Source organism: Actinoallomurus sp. NPDC052274 (genome assembly GCF_040679475.1).
GTDB classification, from domain to species: Bacteria; Actinomycetota; Actinomycetes; order Streptosporangiales; family Streptosporangiaceae; genus Actinoallomurus; species Actinoallomurus liliacearum.
The window spans coordinates 82,081-98,167 of sequence record NZ_JBFAUT010000025.1; the positions used below are offsets into that span (position 1 = coordinate 82,081).

General features: G+C 73.3%; 18 protein-coding genes. 11 read left to right on the forward strand and 7 right to left on the reverse strand.

Annotated elements, in window-relative coordinates:
• Positions 1-96: 96 nt before the first annotated feature.
• The 5 genes from dapA to AB0K82_RS22255 form a co-directional block, all read right to left on the reverse strand.
• A complete protein-coding gene (gene dapA / locus AB0K82_RS22235) occupies positions 97-1,035 on the reverse strand; it encodes a 4-hydroxy-tetrahydrodipicolinate synthase (protein WP_364399560.1) in 939 nt (312 codons plus the stop codon).
• Positions 1,036-1,476: 441 nt separating this feature from the next.
• On the reverse strand, positions 1,477-1,668 hold the full coding sequence (locus tag AB0K82_RS22240; protein WP_345361950.1) for a hypothetical protein: 192 nt from the start codon (positions 1,666-1,668) through the stop codon (positions 1,477-1,479).
• Positions 1,669-1,958: 290 nt separating this feature from the next.
• Positions 1,959-2,966 (reverse strand): hypothetical protein, encoded by a 1,008-nt coding sequence (locus AB0K82_RS22245; protein ID WP_364399562.1) that lies wholly within the window; start codon positions 2,964-2,966, stop codon positions 1,959-1,961.
• Between the two features lie 95 nt (positions 2,967-3,061).
• A complete protein-coding gene (gene tsaA / locus AB0K82_RS22250) occupies positions 3,062-3,481 on the reverse strand; it encodes a tRNA (N6-threonylcarbamoyladenosine(37)-N6)-methyltransferase TrmO (RefSeq protein ID WP_364399564.1) in 420 nt (139 codons plus the stop codon).
• Between the two features lie 327 nt (positions 3,482-3,808).
• A complete protein-coding gene (locus AB0K82_RS22255) occupies positions 3,809-4,774 on the reverse strand; it encodes a DMT family transporter (RefSeq protein WP_364399566.1) in 966 nt (321 codons plus the stop codon).
• Between AB0K82_RS22255 and AB0K82_RS22260 the strand changes: the two genes are divergently transcribed.
• The 3 genes from AB0K82_RS22260 to AB0K82_RS22270 all read left to right on the forward strand — a co-directional run bounded on the left by AB0K82_RS22260 (position 4,773) and on the right by AB0K82_RS22270 (position 7,435).
• Positions 4,773-6,170, forward strand: a complete 1,398-nt coding sequence (locus tag AB0K82_RS22260) for a PLP-dependent aminotransferase family protein (protein WP_364399568.1) — start codon at positions 4,773-4,775, stop codon at positions 6,168-6,170. The genes AB0K82_RS22255 and AB0K82_RS22260 overlap by 2 nt on opposite strands.
• 109 nt (positions 6,171-6,279) lie before the next feature.
• A complete protein-coding gene (locus AB0K82_RS22265; protein WP_364399571.1) occupies positions 6,280-6,819 on the forward strand; it encodes a CGNR zinc finger domain-containing protein in 540 nt (179 codons plus the stop codon).
• 52 nt (positions 6,820-6,871) lie between these two features.
• Positions 6,872-7,435, forward strand: coding sequence for a GNAT family N-acetyltransferase (locus AB0K82_RS22270; RefSeq protein ID WP_364399573.1), 564 nt, complete (start codon positions 6,872-6,874; stop codon positions 7,433-7,435).
• A 102-nt stretch (positions 7,436-7,537) separates the two neighbouring features.
• Here AB0K82_RS22270 and ung read toward each other — a convergent pair whose 3' ends face one another.
• Together ung and AB0K82_RS22280 are read right to left on the reverse strand one after the other, a co-directional pair.
• Positions 7,538-8,227, reverse strand: coding sequence for a uracil-DNA glycosylase (ung, locus tag AB0K82_RS22275; protein WP_364399576.1), 690 nt, complete (start codon positions 8,225-8,227; stop codon positions 7,538-7,540).
• A 48-nt stretch (positions 8,228-8,275) separates the two neighbouring features.
• The gene (locus tag AB0K82_RS22280) at positions 8,276-8,764 is read right to left on the reverse strand and encodes a MarR family transcriptional regulator (RefSeq protein ID WP_364399579.1); all 489 of its coding nucleotides are present in this window, start codon (positions 8,762-8,764) and stop codon (positions 8,276-8,278) included.
• 152 nt (positions 8,765-8,916) lie between these two features.
• On the opposite strand from AB0K82_RS22280, the gene AB0K82_RS22285 reads away from it, so the two are divergent.
• From AB0K82_RS22285 to modA (AB0K82_RS22320), 8 genes are all read left to right on the forward strand, one after another.
• Positions 8,917-10,542, forward strand: coding sequence for an MFS transporter (locus tag AB0K82_RS22285; RefSeq protein ID WP_364399582.1), 1,626 nt, complete (start codon positions 8,917-8,919; stop codon positions 10,540-10,542).
• 25 nt (positions 10,543-10,567) lie between these two features.
• Positions 10,568-11,434 (forward strand): 1,4-dihydroxy-2-naphthoate polyprenyltransferase, encoded by an 867-nt coding sequence (locus AB0K82_RS22290; RefSeq protein WP_364399585.1) that lies wholly within the window; start codon positions 10,568-10,570, stop codon positions 11,432-11,434.
• Positions 11,435-11,590: 156 nt separating this feature from the next.
• Positions 11,591-12,190, forward strand: a complete 600-nt coding sequence (locus AB0K82_RS22295) for a malonic semialdehyde reductase (protein ID WP_364399588.1) — start codon at positions 11,591-11,593, stop codon at positions 12,188-12,190.
• A 95-nt stretch (positions 12,191-12,285) separates the two neighbouring features.
• Positions 12,286-12,672, forward strand: coding sequence for a helix-turn-helix transcriptional regulator (locus AB0K82_RS22300; protein ID WP_345361908.1), 387 nt, complete (start codon positions 12,286-12,288; stop codon positions 12,670-12,672).
• A complete protein-coding gene (gene modA / locus AB0K82_RS22305) occupies positions 12,669-13,454 on the forward strand; it encodes a molybdate ABC transporter substrate-binding protein (protein ID WP_364399591.1) in 786 nt (261 codons plus the stop codon). Before AB0K82_RS22300 ends, modA (AB0K82_RS22305) begins: the two co-directional genes overlap by 4 nt.
• Positions 13,451-14,227 carry a molybdate ABC transporter permease subunit gene (modB, locus tag AB0K82_RS22310; protein ID WP_364399594.1) on the forward strand — a complete coding sequence of 259 codons (777 nt, stop codon included), beginning with the start codon at positions 13,451-13,453 and terminating at the stop codon, positions 14,225-14,227. The genes modA (AB0K82_RS22305) and modB overlap by 4 nt, the downstream gene beginning before the upstream one ends.
• Positions 14,215-15,258 carry an ABC transporter ATP-binding protein gene (locus AB0K82_RS22315; protein ID WP_364399597.1) on the forward strand — a complete coding sequence of 348 codons (1,044 nt, stop codon included), beginning with the start codon at positions 14,215-14,217 and terminating at the stop codon, positions 15,256-15,258. Before modB ends, AB0K82_RS22315 begins: the two co-directional genes overlap by 13 nt.
• A 76-nt stretch (positions 15,259-15,334) precedes the next feature.
• On the forward strand, positions 15,335-16,081 hold the full coding sequence (gene modA, locus AB0K82_RS22320; protein WP_364399600.1) for a molybdate ABC transporter substrate-binding protein: 747 nt from the start codon (positions 15,335-15,337) through the stop codon (positions 16,079-16,081).
• Positions 16,082-16,087 lie beyond the last annotated feature (6 nt).

A 16,087-nucleotide genomic window follows, 5' to 3' on the forward strand; every position in this document is an offset into this window, starting at 1 on the left:
ATCGCGCGGGGGTGTGGTCATGCGCGTTGGTCACGCGCCCTCCTACCTATTCAGCGGCTCGCCTCTCCGGCGATGCCTTGGGAACCTGTGGTCCGCTCACGGACCCTCCACGATCTTGACGCCGCCGGCGACGAGGTCCTCGCGCAGCGCGGCGGTGAACTCCGGCGTCGCGTCCACCAGGGGCGGGCGGACGGTGCCGCCGGGCAGCCCGAGCAGGGACAGCGCCGCCTTGGTGGCGATGACGCCCTGAGTGCGGGTCATGAGGGCGGTGACGACCGGCAGCAGCCTGCGGTGGATCTCCGTGGCGCGCCGCGTGTCCCCGCCGAGGAACGCGTCGATCATCTCGCGCAGGTCGGCGCCGACGACGTGCCCGACCACGCTCACGAAGCCGGCCGCGCCGACCGACAGCCACGGCAGGTTCAGCGCGTCGTCGCCGGAGTAGAACACCAGATCCGTCTCGGCCATCACCCGCGAGGCGCCGAACAGGTCGCCCTTCGCCTCCTTCACCGCGATGATCCGCGGGTGGTCGGCGAGCCGCAGCAGCGTCTCCGCGGCGATGGGCGTGCCGGTACGGCCGGGGATGTCATAGAGCATCACCGGCAGGCCGGTCGCGTCGGCCACCGTGCTGAAGTGGCGCGCGAGTCCTTCCTGCGGCGGCTTGTTGTAGTACGGGGTGACGACCAGGAGGCCGTGGGCGCCGGCCCGCTCCGCCTGGCGCGCCAGCTTCAGGGTGTGCTCGGTGTGGTTCGTGCCGACGCCGGCGACGATCGTCGCGCGGTCGCCGACCGCCTCGAGAACGGTGCGCAGCAGGCGCTCGTCCTCCTCGTCGCTCGTCGTCGGCGACTCTCCCGTCGTCCCGCTGACGACGAGGCCGTCGTTGCGCTGCTCGTCCACCAGGTACGCGGCCAGCCGTGCCGCCCCGTCGTAGTCGATGGTGCCGTCGGCGGCCATGGGGGTGACCATCGCGGTCAGCATCCGGCCGAAGGGCGCGGAGTCGTCACGTCCCTGCGGCAGGGCGTTCGTGCTGGGTGCCATGTTCCGAACTTACCGGGCATCGGCGGTGGCCGGGAGCCGCGGGGACCTCCGTGTCGCCTCGTCCGCGCGTCGTCCCGGAGCCCGGAACACCCCGTGTTTCCTGGGTTTTTGCCCGAAAAGGAGGCCCTGACGAGGAAGACGCCGCCAGAACACGCTCGGGGGTACGCGTTCTGACGACGTCACCTTCAGCATCGGAATTCAGAAAACCGGCGTTACCGGAGAACCTTGGCGGCCTCTCGTACGTTGGAGTGAGTGGGACGGGGTTCCGCCGGGGTCTGGCGGGGCTGGCGGAGCCTCTCCCGGCGGAGGATGCGCGCCTCGGTGGCAGGGGTCTGGGGCTCTCCGCGCCGGTCACCCACCCGACCGGCGCACCGGCCACCGAGGCGCGCGCATCCGCGCCTGCGGGGTGTCCGATGGATCACCGGACACCCCCCTAGCCCGTCAGGCGTCCTGCCGGGCGTCGAGATGCTCACGCAGCTTCAGTTCCAGTTCTTCCCGGCTCCGGGCGCGGAGGCACTCGTTGCGCCGTACCGCCCACCAGTGACCGGAGCCGCCGAGCCCGAACCGCCAACCGGAGTAATCGGCCGCCAGCTGCTGCAGCTGACCGGCCGCCCCCTGGACAGTGTCCTCCATGTGCATCTCTCCCGAACCTCCCACACCGCCAGCCGCGGCGATCCGCACCACGGTCGCCGGAAATCCTTCCCCGCGTGAGGACGAATCGACCACATGGCCGCGAGCGGTCAGGAGGTCCACGGGGAAGCGTTTCACCTGCGAAGACAGGTCATTTAATCAGCTTTTGCGGCATGTATCGCAAGCGTCAGATTTAGTTGTCCCGCGTGTCGCTCGCGCGCTGACGGACGGTGCCCGCGCGCGTACGGCGGGACGTCATCCGGGGGCCGCTCCCGGGTCGTCCCGGCCGCCGGTCAGCGCGTTTCCCCCAGCCATCCGGCGCGGTACGCCGCCCAGTCGCGGTCGCTCGTCGTCCAGTCGGCGTAGACCGCCACTCCGTACGGCCGCCGGGGTGGCCGGCGCAGCCGCGCGACGCCCTGCCGCACACCGCGCAGCGCGGTGGGCAGGTCCTCGGCCCACGGCGTCGGCGACCGGTAGGTCGGCACCCCCATGAAGACGGTCACGCGGTCGCCGATCAGCGACAGCGTCCGCTCGGTGTGGTGGGCGAAGTGCCATCCGGCGAGCGCCCGCGTCGGCGCCTCCGAGTCGTACGTCATGATCGCCACCTGGTCGACGCGGTCCGCGACGGCCTTCAGGTACGCCGCCGTGGGCCGTGGCGGGTAGTGGGTGCTCCCACGCGGCAGCGCGAGCCGGAAGAGGGGCTGCGTCCAGTCGGCGAGTCCCGGTTGCTCCAGCGCGACCGACAGCAGCCGTCCCCGGGCGCGCGTCACCTCCCGCGTGCGCGACAGCAGGTCGAGGAAGTTCCGGTCGTCGGGGTAGATCGGCTCGATGTCGTAGTGGATGCCGGCGAACCCCACGTCGAGGAGGGCGCGATCGGTGTCCAGGATGTGCGCCCGCGTCGCCGGCGCGCGCAGGTCCAGCGGGCCGCCGCCGGAACGCTCGACCTGCCCGACGTACGCCTGGGCGCGCACGCCCGGCGCCAGCCGGCGCAGCGCCGCCAGCAGCTCCGCCGCGTGGCCGTACCGCGCCGACGGGATCCGTCCGTCGCCGGTCAGCGGGCCGACGTGGAAGAAGACGTCGGTGATCCGATCCCGGGTGAGCGTGCCGGCGAGGGCGCGGTACTCGGCCTCGGTGTGCGCCTCCCCCGCCCACTGATGGCGGGCCCACAGCGCGTTCGCGGTGCCGCCGTACACCGGCGGTTCCGGCTGCCAGTCGAACCACGCGTACCCGAAGAAGATCACCAGAGCGCCGAGTACGGTCGCGCAGACCCACGCCACCGCCCGGACGAGTCGCCGTGTCATGCCCCTCCCTGATCAGGAGGTCCGACGCTCCGGATCGCCCGCCGGTTCGCCCAGGGGCGTCCGGACGGACGAGGATCCACCGGACACCCGGGTGATCAGCGTTCGGCGACGTCCTGGTCGAGGACCGGCTTGACGTCGACGATCGGCGTGCCGTCCAGTGCCTCCAGGTCCTTGACCAGGACGCGGAGCCCGTCGACCCGCAGGATCGTCACCCGGTGCAGGCCGATCGGGTTCGGCCGGTCGGGCGACCGCGTGCTGAACACCCCCTGGCGCGGCCGGGCCAGGTCGCCGCGCGGGTGGACGACCAGGGCGTCACGGGACGCCCGGTCGAACCACGTCAGCACGATGACCTGGGCGCCCTCGGTCAGGTCGCGCAGGCCCTCGCGGACGTCCTCCCGGAACACCAGCCACGCGTCCGGTGCTCCCTCGTCGCCCTGCCGGGGCGCCGCGGCCCGATCGGTCAATGACGACTCCACCCGGCCGATGGGGCGCACTTCGTACGAACCGTCGCTCACCGTTCTCCTCACGATCGCGCGTCACCGCCATCATGACGGGCGGTGGGCGGCGGCGGCGCTCTTCACCACCAGCAGGGCCTTGCCGAGGACCTCGCGAGTACTCGCCGCCCCAGCCGGACCGGATCTTCGTCTCGACGAACAGGGTGTCCGCCGCGGAGACCGCCACCACGACCTGCCCGGCCCCCGGGACGGGATCCGGCCGGTCCACCGGAACGAGCACCTCGGGACCGCCGAACTCCCGAACCTCGATCACCCGCATCGTCGCCACTCCCCTTGTAGAGCCTGTGTCCGTGACGAGCGTGGCTTCACCGAGCGTCCCGTCGCCGTTCAGCCCTTCCCGGCCGCGCCGGGCGACGCCACCTCGGGGGTCGCCGCCGGGCGGGCGGGTGCGGTGCGCGAGACGCGGGCCCGCTGGGCGATGAGGACGCAGACCAGCACACCGGCCGCCGCGACGACCGTGCCGGCACCGGCGTGCTCGCCGAGCAGCAGCCACGACCAGAGGAGGGTGAGCAGCGGCTGGGCGAGCTGAACCTGGCTCGCCCGCGCCACCCCCGCCTTCGAGAGCCCGGCGTACCAGGCGAAGAACCCGAGGAACATCGACACGCCCGACACGTACGCCAGGCCGGCCACCGCCGCGCCGCTCGAGTGCCCCGTCGCCGCGAACAGCGTCACCGTGACCGGGATCGTGATCGGGGCGACGAGGACGAGCGCCCACGACACCACCTGCGGGCCGGGCATCTCGCGGGCCAGCCGGCCGCCCTCGGCGTATCCGAGGCCGGCGGTCAGCATCGCTCCGAGCAGCAGGGCGTCGGCGGGCGCGAACCGCCCCACCCCGTTCCGCAGGGTGAACGCGACGATCAACGCCGCGCCCGCCAGGCTCGCGGCCCAGAAGGCGGGAGAGGGGCGCTCGCCGGCCCGTACGACGGCGAAGACCGCGGTCGCGACGGGGAGCAGGCCGACCACCACGGCGGCGTGCGACGAGGAGGACCCGTGGTCGAGGGCGAGCGTGGACAGGAGCGGGAACCCGAACACGATGCCGAGGGCCACCACTCCCAGAGAGGCCCACTGACGCCCGTGGGGCCACGGAGCGCGCATCAGCCGCAGCGCGACGGCGGCGAGGACCGCGGCGATCCCGGCGCGCCCGATCCCGATCAGGTACGGGCCGAAGTCGCGCAGCGCGAACTCGGTGGCCGGGAGGGTGAAGGAGAAGGCGAGGACGCCGAGCGCGGCGGCGCCGAAACCCGGAGGCAGCGCTACCGCACTCCATCGAGTAGCGTTATCCTGATTTCTCATGAATAACGATAGCAGTATCGCCGGCCTCGCCACCGAGCTGCGGGCCGAGGTGGCGAGGCTGCGCCCCGGCGACCGGCTGCCCTCCAGCCGGTCGCTGATGAGCCGGTACCAGGTCAGTCCCGTCACCGTGGCCGCCGCGATCCGGCTGCTCGCCGCCGAGGGCCTCGTCGTCGCCCGGCCCGGCAGCGGCACCTACGTCGCGGAGCCGACGCGGCCTACGCCCGCGGAGCCCGCGGACCTGGACTGGCAGGCGGTGGCCCTCGGCGACCGCACCGTCGACGCGGCCGGCGTGGTCGGCCTGCTCTCCCAGGCCCCCGAGGGCGTGATCGCGCTCAGCGGCGGCTACCTCACACCCGCCCTGCAGCCCGTCCGGGCCCTGGCCACCGCGGCCGCGCGGGCGGTCCGCCGGGCCGACGCCTGGGAGCGCCCGCCGCTGTCCGGCCTGCGCGACCTGCGCGAGTGGTTCGCCCGTACGGCGGGCGGTGACGTCACCGCGGCCGACGTGACCATCACCAGCGGGGGCCAGGGCGCGATCAGCCTGATCCTGCGCGCCCTGCTGCCACCCGGCGCCCCGGTCCTCGTCGAGTCGCCGACCTACCTCGGGGCGCTCGCCGCGGCCCGTGCGGCCGGGCTGCGCCCCGTTCCGGTGCCGGTCGACGACCACGGCCTGCGCACCGACCTGCTCGCCGACGCGTTCGCGGCGACGGGGGCACGCGCGCTGTTCTGCCAGCCGACCTTCCACAATCCGACCGGAACGGTGCTGTCCGCGCCGCGCCGCGAGCAGGTGCTGGACGTCGCCCGCGCGGCGGGCGCGTTCGTGGTCGAGGACGACTACAGCCGCCATCTGGCGATCGACCCGCCTCCTCCGCCCCTGGTCGCGTCGGACCGGGACGGCCGGGTCGTGCACATCGCGTCGCTCACCAAGGTCACCGCCCCGAGCCTGCGGGTCGCCGCGGTGATCGCCCGCGGGCCGGTCGCCGAGCGGATCCGCTCGGCGCAGGTCGTCGAGTCGTTCTTCGTCGCCCGCCCGCTCCAGGAGACCGCCCTGGAACTGGTCACCTCCCCCGCCTGGCCGCGCCACCTCCGCACCGTCGGCGAGGCGCTGACGCGGCGGCGCGACGCCCTCATCTCCGCGCTCGCGGCCGCGGGCCTGCGTCCCGCGGTCCGGCCGCGCGGAAGCCTGCACCTGTGGGTCGGCCTGCCGGACGGCGTGGACGACGTCGCGCTCGCCGAGGCCGCGCTGCGGGCGGGCGTCCTGGTCAGCCCCGGGCGACGCTACTTCCCCGCCGAGCCGCCGAAGCCGCGCGTGCGCCTCAGCTACGGGTCGGCGGCCGGCGAGACGGAGCTCGCCGAGGGCGCGGCCCGCTTCGCCAAGGCACTGGCCGCCGCGTCGTAGCACCCGGAACCGGTGTTCCAAGTACGCTGGTGTCGAGGTGGAGGGGGATCACTCCCCCGACGAAGGAGGCCGCGTGAGCGAGCGAAGCGAGTGAACCGATGAGCACGGCATGAACGGCTCGGAGAGCGCCCTGCTGCTGCGTGACTTCGTCAACACCTACGACGTCGACTGCGACATCGACGACTTCGCCGCGCCCTGGGACCTCAGCGGCTGGCTGACCGAGCGCGGGCTGACGCCGTCCGGCGCGCGCGCGGACCAGTCCGACCTGGCGTTGGCGGTGGCCTTCCGCGAAGGACTCCGGACCGCGATGCTCGGCCATCACGGCCCGGCCGCGGCGGCTCCGTCCGCCGACCTCGATCGGGTCCTGGCCGCGCTGCCCCTCCGCGTGTCGCTCGACGGCCCGGCGCTGCTCCCGCTGGCGGGCGGGGTCCGCGGCGGGCTCGCGGCGATCGCGGCGGCGGTCATGCGAAGCGTCGCCGAGGGCGACTGGACCCGGCTGAAGGTGTGCCGGGAGACGACGTGCCGGTGGGCGTTCCTCGACACGTCGAAGAACCGCTCGCGCAACTGGTGCTCGATGCGGATGTGCGGCAACCGGACGAAGACCCGCGCCTACCGCGCACGCCGCCGGGCCGCCGCCTCCGGTACCTGACGCCGCTCCGCTCCGGCGGGCGGATGGGCGGTACCGTCGTCGGCATACGAACGTGACACGAGCGGGGGTCGAGACACCGGTGGGTGTGGTGGGGGTACGGGCGGCGTACCCGGGAGACGTGGCCGCCGTCGCCGAGATCCAGGTACGGGCCTGGCGGGAGGGGTATCGCGACGTCATCCCCGAGGCGGCGCTGGCCGAGATGACCGGTCCGGAGGCGGTCGCCCTGTGGCGTGAGCGCTGGGCGGAGGCCGTGGCCGCGCCGCCGAGCCCACGGCACAGGCTGCTGGTCGCCGTGGACGAAGGTGTGATCACCGGGTTCGCCGCGCACGCCCCCGCCGGGGATCCCGACCAGGACCCGCAGACGACCGGCGAGCTGCTCACCCTCCTGGTCGACCCGGCCCACGGGCGGGCCGGGCACGGCAGCCGCCTGCTCGCCGCCACCGTCGACCATCTGCGCGAGGACGGCTGCACGACGGCCATCACCTGGGTCTTCGCCGCCGACGACGCGCTCCGGGGCTTTTTGACCTCGGCGGGCTGGGCGCCCGACGGGACGCACAGCAAGGTCGACATGGGCGAGCCGGTCGCGATGGTGCGCCTGCACACCGCCATCGCCTGATCCCGTGACCCGGCTCCGCCGGAAGGCCCGGCGGAGCGGCGGGACGGTGCAACCCCCTTGGGACGGCGGAGCCCACGGGGCAGCGGAACCGGCGGGACGGTGCTACTTCGTGCTGTCGAGGGTCCAGTCGATCTCGGGCTCCCCCGCGTCGGCGAGGGCCTTGTTGACCGCGCTGAACGGCCGGCTGCCGAGGAAGCCCCGCGGGTTCATCGGGCTGGGGTGCCCGGCCTCGAACACGACGTGCTGCGCGCCGGTGACGAGGTCGCGCTTCTTGCGGGCGTAGGCGCCCCAGAGCACGAACACCACCCGCTCGCTCCTGGCGTCCAGGGCCCGGATCACGGCGTCGGTGAACTCCTCCCAGCCCTTGCCCGCGTGGGAGCCCGCCTTTCCGGCGCGCACGGTCAGCACCGCGTTGAGCAGGAGCACTCCCCGCTCGGCCCACGGCGTCAGGTCCCCGGTGGTGGGGACCGGGACGCCGAGGTCGTCGTGAAGCTCCTTGAAGACGTTGCGCAGCGACGGCGGGATCCGCACGCCCGGCCGGACGCTGAAGCTCAGCCCGTGCGCCTGACCCGCGCCGTGGTAGGGGTCCTGCCCGAGGATGAGCACCCGGGCGTCGTCGGGCGCGCACAGGCGGAAGGCGCTGAACAGGTCGGACTGCGGCGGATAGACGGTGCCCGCGGCGTACTCCGCGGCCACGAAGTCGCTGAGCCGCCGGGTGGCGTCGGGGTCGAGCAGCGGCTCCACGCGCTCGCGCCAGGCGTCGGGAAGGTGCTCCAGCAGGTCGAAGGACATGCGCGGCAACCTAACACCGCGAGCGGACAGATTCCGCTCATCCGCCTTTCACAGGCGCCCGGTCCTGGAGGGCGCCGGATCGGGCAGGGCGTCGTCCATCGACTGGAAGCGCAGCACGGTGGCGAGCAGGAAGTCGCGCACGCTCCGCTCGTCGCCCGGGGGCAGGTGGTCGAGCATCGGCTCCATCTGGCTGTCGGCCGCGTCCTGGGCCTGCCGGAGCTGGCGGCGTCCCGTCTCGGTGAGCGCGAGGCGGACGAGACGGCGGTCGGCGACCTCCCGTCGCCGTTCGATCCAGCCCGAGCGCTCGAGGTGGTCGATCGTGTGGTTGAGTGTCGAGGGGGCGATGCCGCAGTGCCTGGCGAGTTCCCGCTGGGTGAGGGCCGATCCTCGCTCGAGGGAGGCGAGGACGGCCAGGCCGTGCGGGGTGAGGCCGTAGCCGCCCATGAGCCGTTGCCAGTGCATGGCGACGACGTGACCGGCGACGGCCAGCAGGCGGGACAGCGACATGCGTTCGAGGTCGGCCTCAGAGGTTCGCACGGCAGACATTCTCTGTGCTCAGAGGGCGGAGGGCCAGCGGAGAGGCCGACCCGTGAGGTCACCGTGAGGGGACCCGGAGGGGGTCTGAGAGGTCGGAGGTAGGTTTGACGCCGAACCATTCAGGATCGAACAGACCGATCTGGAACCCTTCCATGACCTTGCGCACGGCTCCTCCCCTGCCCGCGTCCTCGACCGGCTCGCCCGGACGGCGCCGCTGGCTGGGGATGGTGGTGATCAGCCTCGCGGTCTCGCTGATCATCGTCGACGCCACGATCGTCAACGTCATGCTGCCCCGGATCGTGACCGAGCTGCGGCTGACGACGACCACCGCCGAGTGGATCACGTCGATCTACTCCCTCGTGTTCGCGGCGCTGCTGATCCCCTTCGGGCGGGCGGCCGACGCGTACGGCAGACGCAGGATGATCGTTGTCGGCACGGTGGTGTTCGTCCTGGCGAGCGTGCTGGCGGCCCTGTCCGGCAGCGGACCCGCGCTGGTCGGGGCACGGCTCCTGCAGGGGGTCGGCGCGTCGATGATCCTGCCGGGCGCGCTGTCCACGGTGACGTCCGTCTTCACCGGCCGGGACCGTGCGATCGCCTTCGGCATCTGGGGGTCGCTCATCGGGGGCATGGCCGCCCTGGGCCCGCTGCTCGGCGGCTGGCTCGCGACGTCGTACGGCTGGCGCTGGGCGTTCGGCGTGAACGTTCCGCTCGGCGCGCTGATCGTCGTCGGCACGGTGCTCCTGGTGGCCGAGACGCGTGATCCGGCGGTGCGCCGCGTCGGCGACTGGCCGGGCACGGTACTCAGCACGGGCGGCCTCGGGGCGCTGGTGTTCGCGCTGATCGAGGGCCAGCGGTACGGCTGGTGGGCGGTCACCCGGCCGTTCGCCGCCGGTCCGCTCCGCTGGCCGGACGTCGGCGTGTCGCCGATCCCGGTGGCGCTGGCCGCCGGGGTCGTGATGCTGGTGGCGCTCGTCGTGGTCGAGCGGGCGCGGGCGGCGGCGGGCCGGCCGGTCGTGCTCGACCTCTCGCTCTTCCACATCCCCGACTTCCGGCGCGGCAACGCGGCGGCGTCCCTGATCAGCGTCGGTGAGCTCGGGTTGATGTTCGTGCTGCCGCTCTTCCTCCAGGACGTACACGGGAACTCCCCGTTGCAGGTGAGCGTCGCGATCCTGCCGCTGGCCGTCGGGACCTTCCTGGCGGGGGGAATGTCGGCGCGGCTGTCGCGCCGGCTCGGCGCGGCCCGGACGCTGCAGGCCGGAATGGCCCTCGAGGTGATCGCGGCGGCGCTGATCGGCCTGACCACGCGCGCCGACACGACCGGTTTCGAACTGGCGCCGTGGATGCTGATCTACGGCCTCGGTCTCGGCATGACCAGCGGGCAGCTCACCCGGATCGTGCTGCGCGACGTCCCGCCCGCCAGCACGGGCCTCGCCTCCGGCACCCAGTCGACGGCGCGCCAGGTCGGGTCGGCGCTGGGGATCGCGCTGATCGGCGCGGTCTTCGCGGTCGGGCTGAGCCACGCGATGACCGCCCGGCTGCACGAGGCGGGCCTGCCGGCCGGGCAGGGCGCGGCGTACGCCGAGCGGCTGCGCGACAGCGCCGGGACGTTCGCCCGCGACCTGCGCCGGGAAGACCCCCGGCTGTCGCGGGCCGCGAACCAGAGCCTGGCCACGGCCACCGACCGCGCGGCCTTCGCCACCGCCGCGCTGCTGGCCGTCGGCCTGCTGCTGACCCTCCGGCTGCGGCCCGGCACGGGTCCGGAAGAATCACCCGCATGATCATCGGCTCCGAGGAAGGGCGATAGTGGCGACCCTCTCGCAGTGGGTCGCCGGCTCGCGGCCCCGAACCCTCCCCAACTCCATCGTCCCCGTCGCCGTCGGTACCGGCGTGGCGATCGGCTACGGCCACTTCGTCTGGTGGCGCGCGCTGCTGGCGCTGGTGGTCGCCATGCTGCTGCAGATCGGGGTGAACTACGCCAACGACTACAGCGACGGGATCCGCGGCACCGACGAGGTCCGCGTCGGTCCCATGCGGCTGGTCGGCTCGAAGGTCGCGCCGCCGAAGCAGGTCCTGGCGGCGGCCTTCGGCTGCTTCGCGCTCGCCGCGGTGGCCGGTCTGGTCCTCGCGGCGGTCACGACCTGGTGGCTGGTGCTGATCGGCGCGGTGGCGATCGCGGCCGCCTGGTTCTACACCGGGGGCTCTCGCCCGTACGGCTACCGGGCGCTGGGCGAGCTGTCGGTCTTCGTCTTCTTCGGCCTCGTCTCGGTGGTCGGCACGGCGTACGTGCAGTTGGAGAGCCTGCCGTGGGCGGCGTGGGTGGCCTCGGTCCCGGTCGGACTGCTGTCGTGCTCGATGCTGGTCGTCAACAACCTGCGCGACATCCCCACCGATGCCAAGTCCGGCAAGCGCACGCTCGCGGTCCTGCTCGGCGACTGGCGCACGCGCGTGCTGTACAGCGGCTGCTTCGTCGCGGCGTTCCTGTGCGTGCTGGTGGTCGCGGTGTCCCGACCGTGGGCGATGATCACGCTGTTGTCGGCGCTGTGGGCGATCGCACCGAACGCCAAGGTGCTGCGCGGCGCGAAGGGCCCGGCGCTGATCGCCGTGCTCGGCGAGACCGGCCGGCTGCAGATCATCTTCGGCGCGCTGTTCACCCTCGGCCTGGCTCTCTAGGGGTCGCGCGCCGACGGTCACCGTCGGCCCGGCCCGCTGACGGCCGTGCGAGTGTGAGCCGGATCACTCCTCATGCGGGATGATTGAAGTTTCAATTAGCGTTCACAACCGTCGTCGGTGGAACGGCCACCGGAGACGACCCGAAGAGGAGCCATCGTGAGCGACCAGTTGAGCATCGACCCCACCGCTCAGGACATCCTGTTCCGTACGGCTCGTACGGCGAACACCTTCACCGACGAGCCGGTCTCGGACGAACAGGTGCGCGCCATCTACGACCTCGTCAAGTGGGCGCCCACGGCGATGAACATCCAGCCGCTGCGCGTGGTCCTGGTCCGGTCCCCGGAGGCCCGCGAGCGCCTCGTCGCGCACATGTCCGAGGGCAACAAGGCCAAGACCGGGGCCGCACCCCTGGTGGCGGTCCTCGCGGCCGACAGCGACTTCCACGAGCACCTGCCGACCGTCTTCCCGCACCGCCCCGAGGCGCGGGACGACCTGCACGGCGCGCCCGAGGCCCGCGCCAGGATGGCGGCCTTCAACGGCGCGCTCCAGGTGGGCTACTTCATCGTCGGCGTTCGCGCCGCCGGCCTGGCGGCCGGGCCGATGGCGGGCTTCGACGCCGAAGGAGTCGCCAAGGAGTTCTTCCCGGAGGGCGGCCACCAGGTGCTCGCCGTCGTCAACATCGGCAGGCCCGGCCCGGACGCCTGGTTCCCGCGCAACCCGCGGCTGGAGTACGACCAGGTGGTCACCACCGTCTGAGCACGCGACCGCGAGGCATAACGGGCGTATCCCCTCGCATCCGACACCGGATATCGGATCGGTTGCCCGCATCCGCGATGGTTACACTGATCCGCGTGACGGCGTTCCGGATCAGTGAGGTCGCGTCCCTGCTCGGCGTCAGCGCCGACACGGTGCGACGGTGGATCGACTCGGAGAAACTGCCCGCCCGACGGGACGAGCAGGGCCACCGGATCGTCTCGGGGGCGGACCTGGCGGCCTTCGTCCGCTCCCCCGCCGATCGGGGCGGCACGGCGCCGTCCTCGGCCCGCAACCGGCTGCGCGGCATCGTCACCGAGGTCGTACGCGACGGCGTCATGGCACAGGTCGAGATCCAGGCCGGGCCGTTCCGCGTCGTCTCCCTCATGAGCCGGGAGGCGGCCGACGAGCTCGGCCTGGAGCCCGGCGTGGTCGCCGTGGGGGTCATCAAGTCCACCAACGTCGTCGTGGAGCTGCCTTCATGATCGGTCACCGCACCACCCTCCGGACCGCCTCGATCGCCGTGCTCGCGGCCGCCCTCGCCGCCGGCTGCGGCGACAAGGGGGTCAAGAAGGACTCCGGCGACAAGGCCGCCACGCGGACGGTCGTGGTCTTCGCCGCGGCCTCCCTGACCGAGTCGTTCACCTCCCTGGGCAAGGCGTTCGAGTCGAGCCACCCCGGCGTCCGGGTGAAGTTCAACTTCGGCGGCAGTTCGGCGCTGGCCCAGCAGATCGACCAGGGTGCCCCCGCCGACGTGTTCGCCGCGGCCAGCCCCGCCACGATGAAGCAGGTCACCGACGCGGGCCGGGCGTCGACGCCGCGCGTGTTCGCGCGCAACCGCTTGGAGATCGCGGTCCCGAAGGGCTCCTCCGGCAAGGTCACATCGCTCAGGGACCTGACGGACCCGAAGGTGAAGGTCGTGCTCTGCGCCCCGCAGGTGCCCTGCGGCGCGGCGGCGCTCAAGGCCCTCGCGGCCGCCAAGCTCACCGTCAAGCCGGTCTCCCAGGAGCAGGACGTCAAGGCCGCCCTCACCAAGGTGCGGCTGAACGAGGCGGACGCGGCCCTCGTCTACCGGACGGACGTCAAGGCGGCCGCCGGGCAGGTCCAGGGCATCGACTTCCCCGAGGCCGCCCAGGCGATCAACGACTACCCGATCGCCGCGCTCACCAAGGCGCCGCAGCCCGGCCTGGCCGGGGAGTTCGTCCAGTCGGTGCTCTCCCCTCAGGGGCAGGCGACGCTGCAGCAGGCCGGATTCGAGCAGCCGTGAACCGGCGGGCGCCCTGGGTGCTGGTGCTCCCGGCCCTCATCGGGCTCGCCTTCCTCGTCCTTCCCCTCCTGGGCCTGCTGGTGCGCGCGCCCTGGTCGACGCTCGGCACGCGCCTGGCCCGGCCCGAGATCCTCGACGCCCTGCGGCTGTCACTGCTCAGCGCGACGCTCGCCACGGTGCTGTGCCTGCTCGTGGGAGTCCCGCTGGCCTGGGTGCTGGCCCGGATCGACTTCCCCGGCCGGCGGCTGGTGCGCGCCCTCGTCACCGTGCCGCTGGTCCTGCCCCCGGTGGTCGGCGGCGTGGCGCTGCTCCTCGCGCTGGGCCGCAACGGTCTCGTGGGGCGCTGGCTGGACCGCTGGTTCGGCGTGACGCTGCCCTTCACGACCGCGGGCGTGGTGCTGGCGGAGGCGTTCGTGGCCCTGCCGTTCCTCGTGATCAGCGTGGAGGGCGCGGTGCGCGCGGCCGACCTGCGCTACGAGGACGCCGCGGCGACGCTCGGCGCCTCGCGGTGGACGACGTTCCGGCGCGTCACGCTCCCCCTGATCGCGCCGGGGGTCGGCGCCGGGGCGGTGCTGTGCTGGGCGCGGGCGCTCGGTGAGTTCGGCGCCACCATCACGTTCGCCGGCAACTTCCCCGGCCGTACCCAGACGATGCCGCTCGCCGTCTACCTCGCGCTGGAGAACGACCCGCAGTCCGCGATCGTGCTCAGCCTCGTGCTGCTGGCCGTGTCGGTCGTCGTGCTGGCCGGCCTGCGGGGGCGATGGGTATCGTGATCGACGCTCGGCTGGTCGTGCGGCGCGGGACCTTCACCCTCGACCTGGCGCTCACCGCCGCGCCGGGCGAGGTCGTGGCGCTGCTCGGCCCGAACGGGGCGGGCAAGACCACCGCGCTGCGCGCGCTCGCCGGCCTGACACCGCTGTCGGAGGGGCACATCCGCGTCGACGGCGAGGAGTGGCACGACCGGCCCGCCGAGCGTCGCGCCGTCGGCGTCGTCTTCCAGGACTACCTGCTCTTCCCCCACCTGTCCGCCCTGGAGAACGTCGCGTTCGGCCCGCGCTGTCAGGGCGTCCGCCGGCGGGAGGCGCGCCGGCTCGCGGCCGAGTGGCTGGAGCGGGTGGGCCTCGCCGACCAGGCGGCCCGCAGACCCCGCACGCTGTCGGGCGGGCAGGCGCAGCGCGTCGCGCTGGCCCGCGCCCTGGCCGTACGGCCCCGGCTGCTGCTGCTCGACGAGCCGCTGTCCGCCCTGGACGCCCACACCCGCCTGACCGTGCGCGCCGGGCTGCGCCGCCACCTCGCCGACTTCGACGGCGCCGCCGTCCTGGTCACGCACGACGCCCTCGACGCCATGGCGCTGGCCGACCGGCTCGTGGTCATCGAGAACGGCGGCGTCGTGCAGGAGGGAACGCCCGCGCACGTCGCCCGGCACCCGCGGACCGACTACGTCGCCCGGCTCGTCGGCCTCAACCTCTACCGGGGCACGGCCCACGGCCACTCCGTCACCCTCCCCGGCGACACCGTCACCTTCAACACGGCCGAGGCCCTGGACGGAGACGTCTTCCTGGCCTTCCCTCCGTCGGCCGTCGCCCTCTTCCGTACGCGCCCCGACGGCAGCCCCCGCAACCTCTGGGAGGCGACGGTCGGCGGATTCGAACCGCACGCCGACCAGGTCCGGATCCACCTGGAGGGACCCGTTCCCGCGGCCGCCGACGTGACGCCCGCGGCGCTCGCCGAGCTCCGCCTCACCGAGGGGGACCGCGTCTGGGCCGCGGTGAAGGCCGCCGAGACACACGCATATCCGGCCTGACGGCGACACGCGGATATCTGCCCCGACGGCGCGTTGTTTTCGGTGATGGCGGAAGGGTCGCCCTAAAGTAGCGCGCATGCCCCCCATGCCACGCGTCGCCGCGCTGGCCGCGGTCGCGCTGGCACTGACCGGCTGCGGCATCGCCTCCGGCGACGAGCGGATCAACCTGAACGTCCTGGCGGCCTCATCGCTGACCGAGGCGTTCGAGGAGCTCGGCACCGCGTACGGCGCGGCGGCGAAGAACGTGACCGTGCGCTTGGAGTTCGCCGGCTCGCAGGATCTGGCGATGGACGTCGAGGAGCGGGAGCCCGCCGACGTGCTGGCCACCGCGGACCAGGCGTCCATGGACACCGTGGCCGACCGGGTCACCGGCCGTCGCGCGTTCGCCTACAACTCCATGACCATCGCCGTGGCGCCCGGCAATCCGAAGCACATCCAGGGCCTCGCCTCACTCGCCGACAGCCGGCTGCGCGTGGTCCTCGGCGGCCCGATCGTGCCGGTCGGACGGTACGCCACCCAGGTCCTGGCCAAGGCGGGCGTCACCGTACGGCCGCGGTCGGAGGAGGCCGACGCGCGCACCGTGCTCACCCGGGTCCGTACGGGCCGGGCCGACGCGGGGATCGTCTACGTGACCGACATGAGGTCGGCGGGCATCTCGGCGACGAGCGTGCCGATCCCGGCCGATCAGAACGTCACCGCGACCTACTTCGCCGCCGCGCTGCGCGCGAGCGACCACGAGACGGAGGCGAAGGCGTTCGTCGCCTGGCTGCGCTCCCCCACCGCGACGGCGATCCTGCGCAAGTACGGCTTCCCGACGCCCTGACCCGCC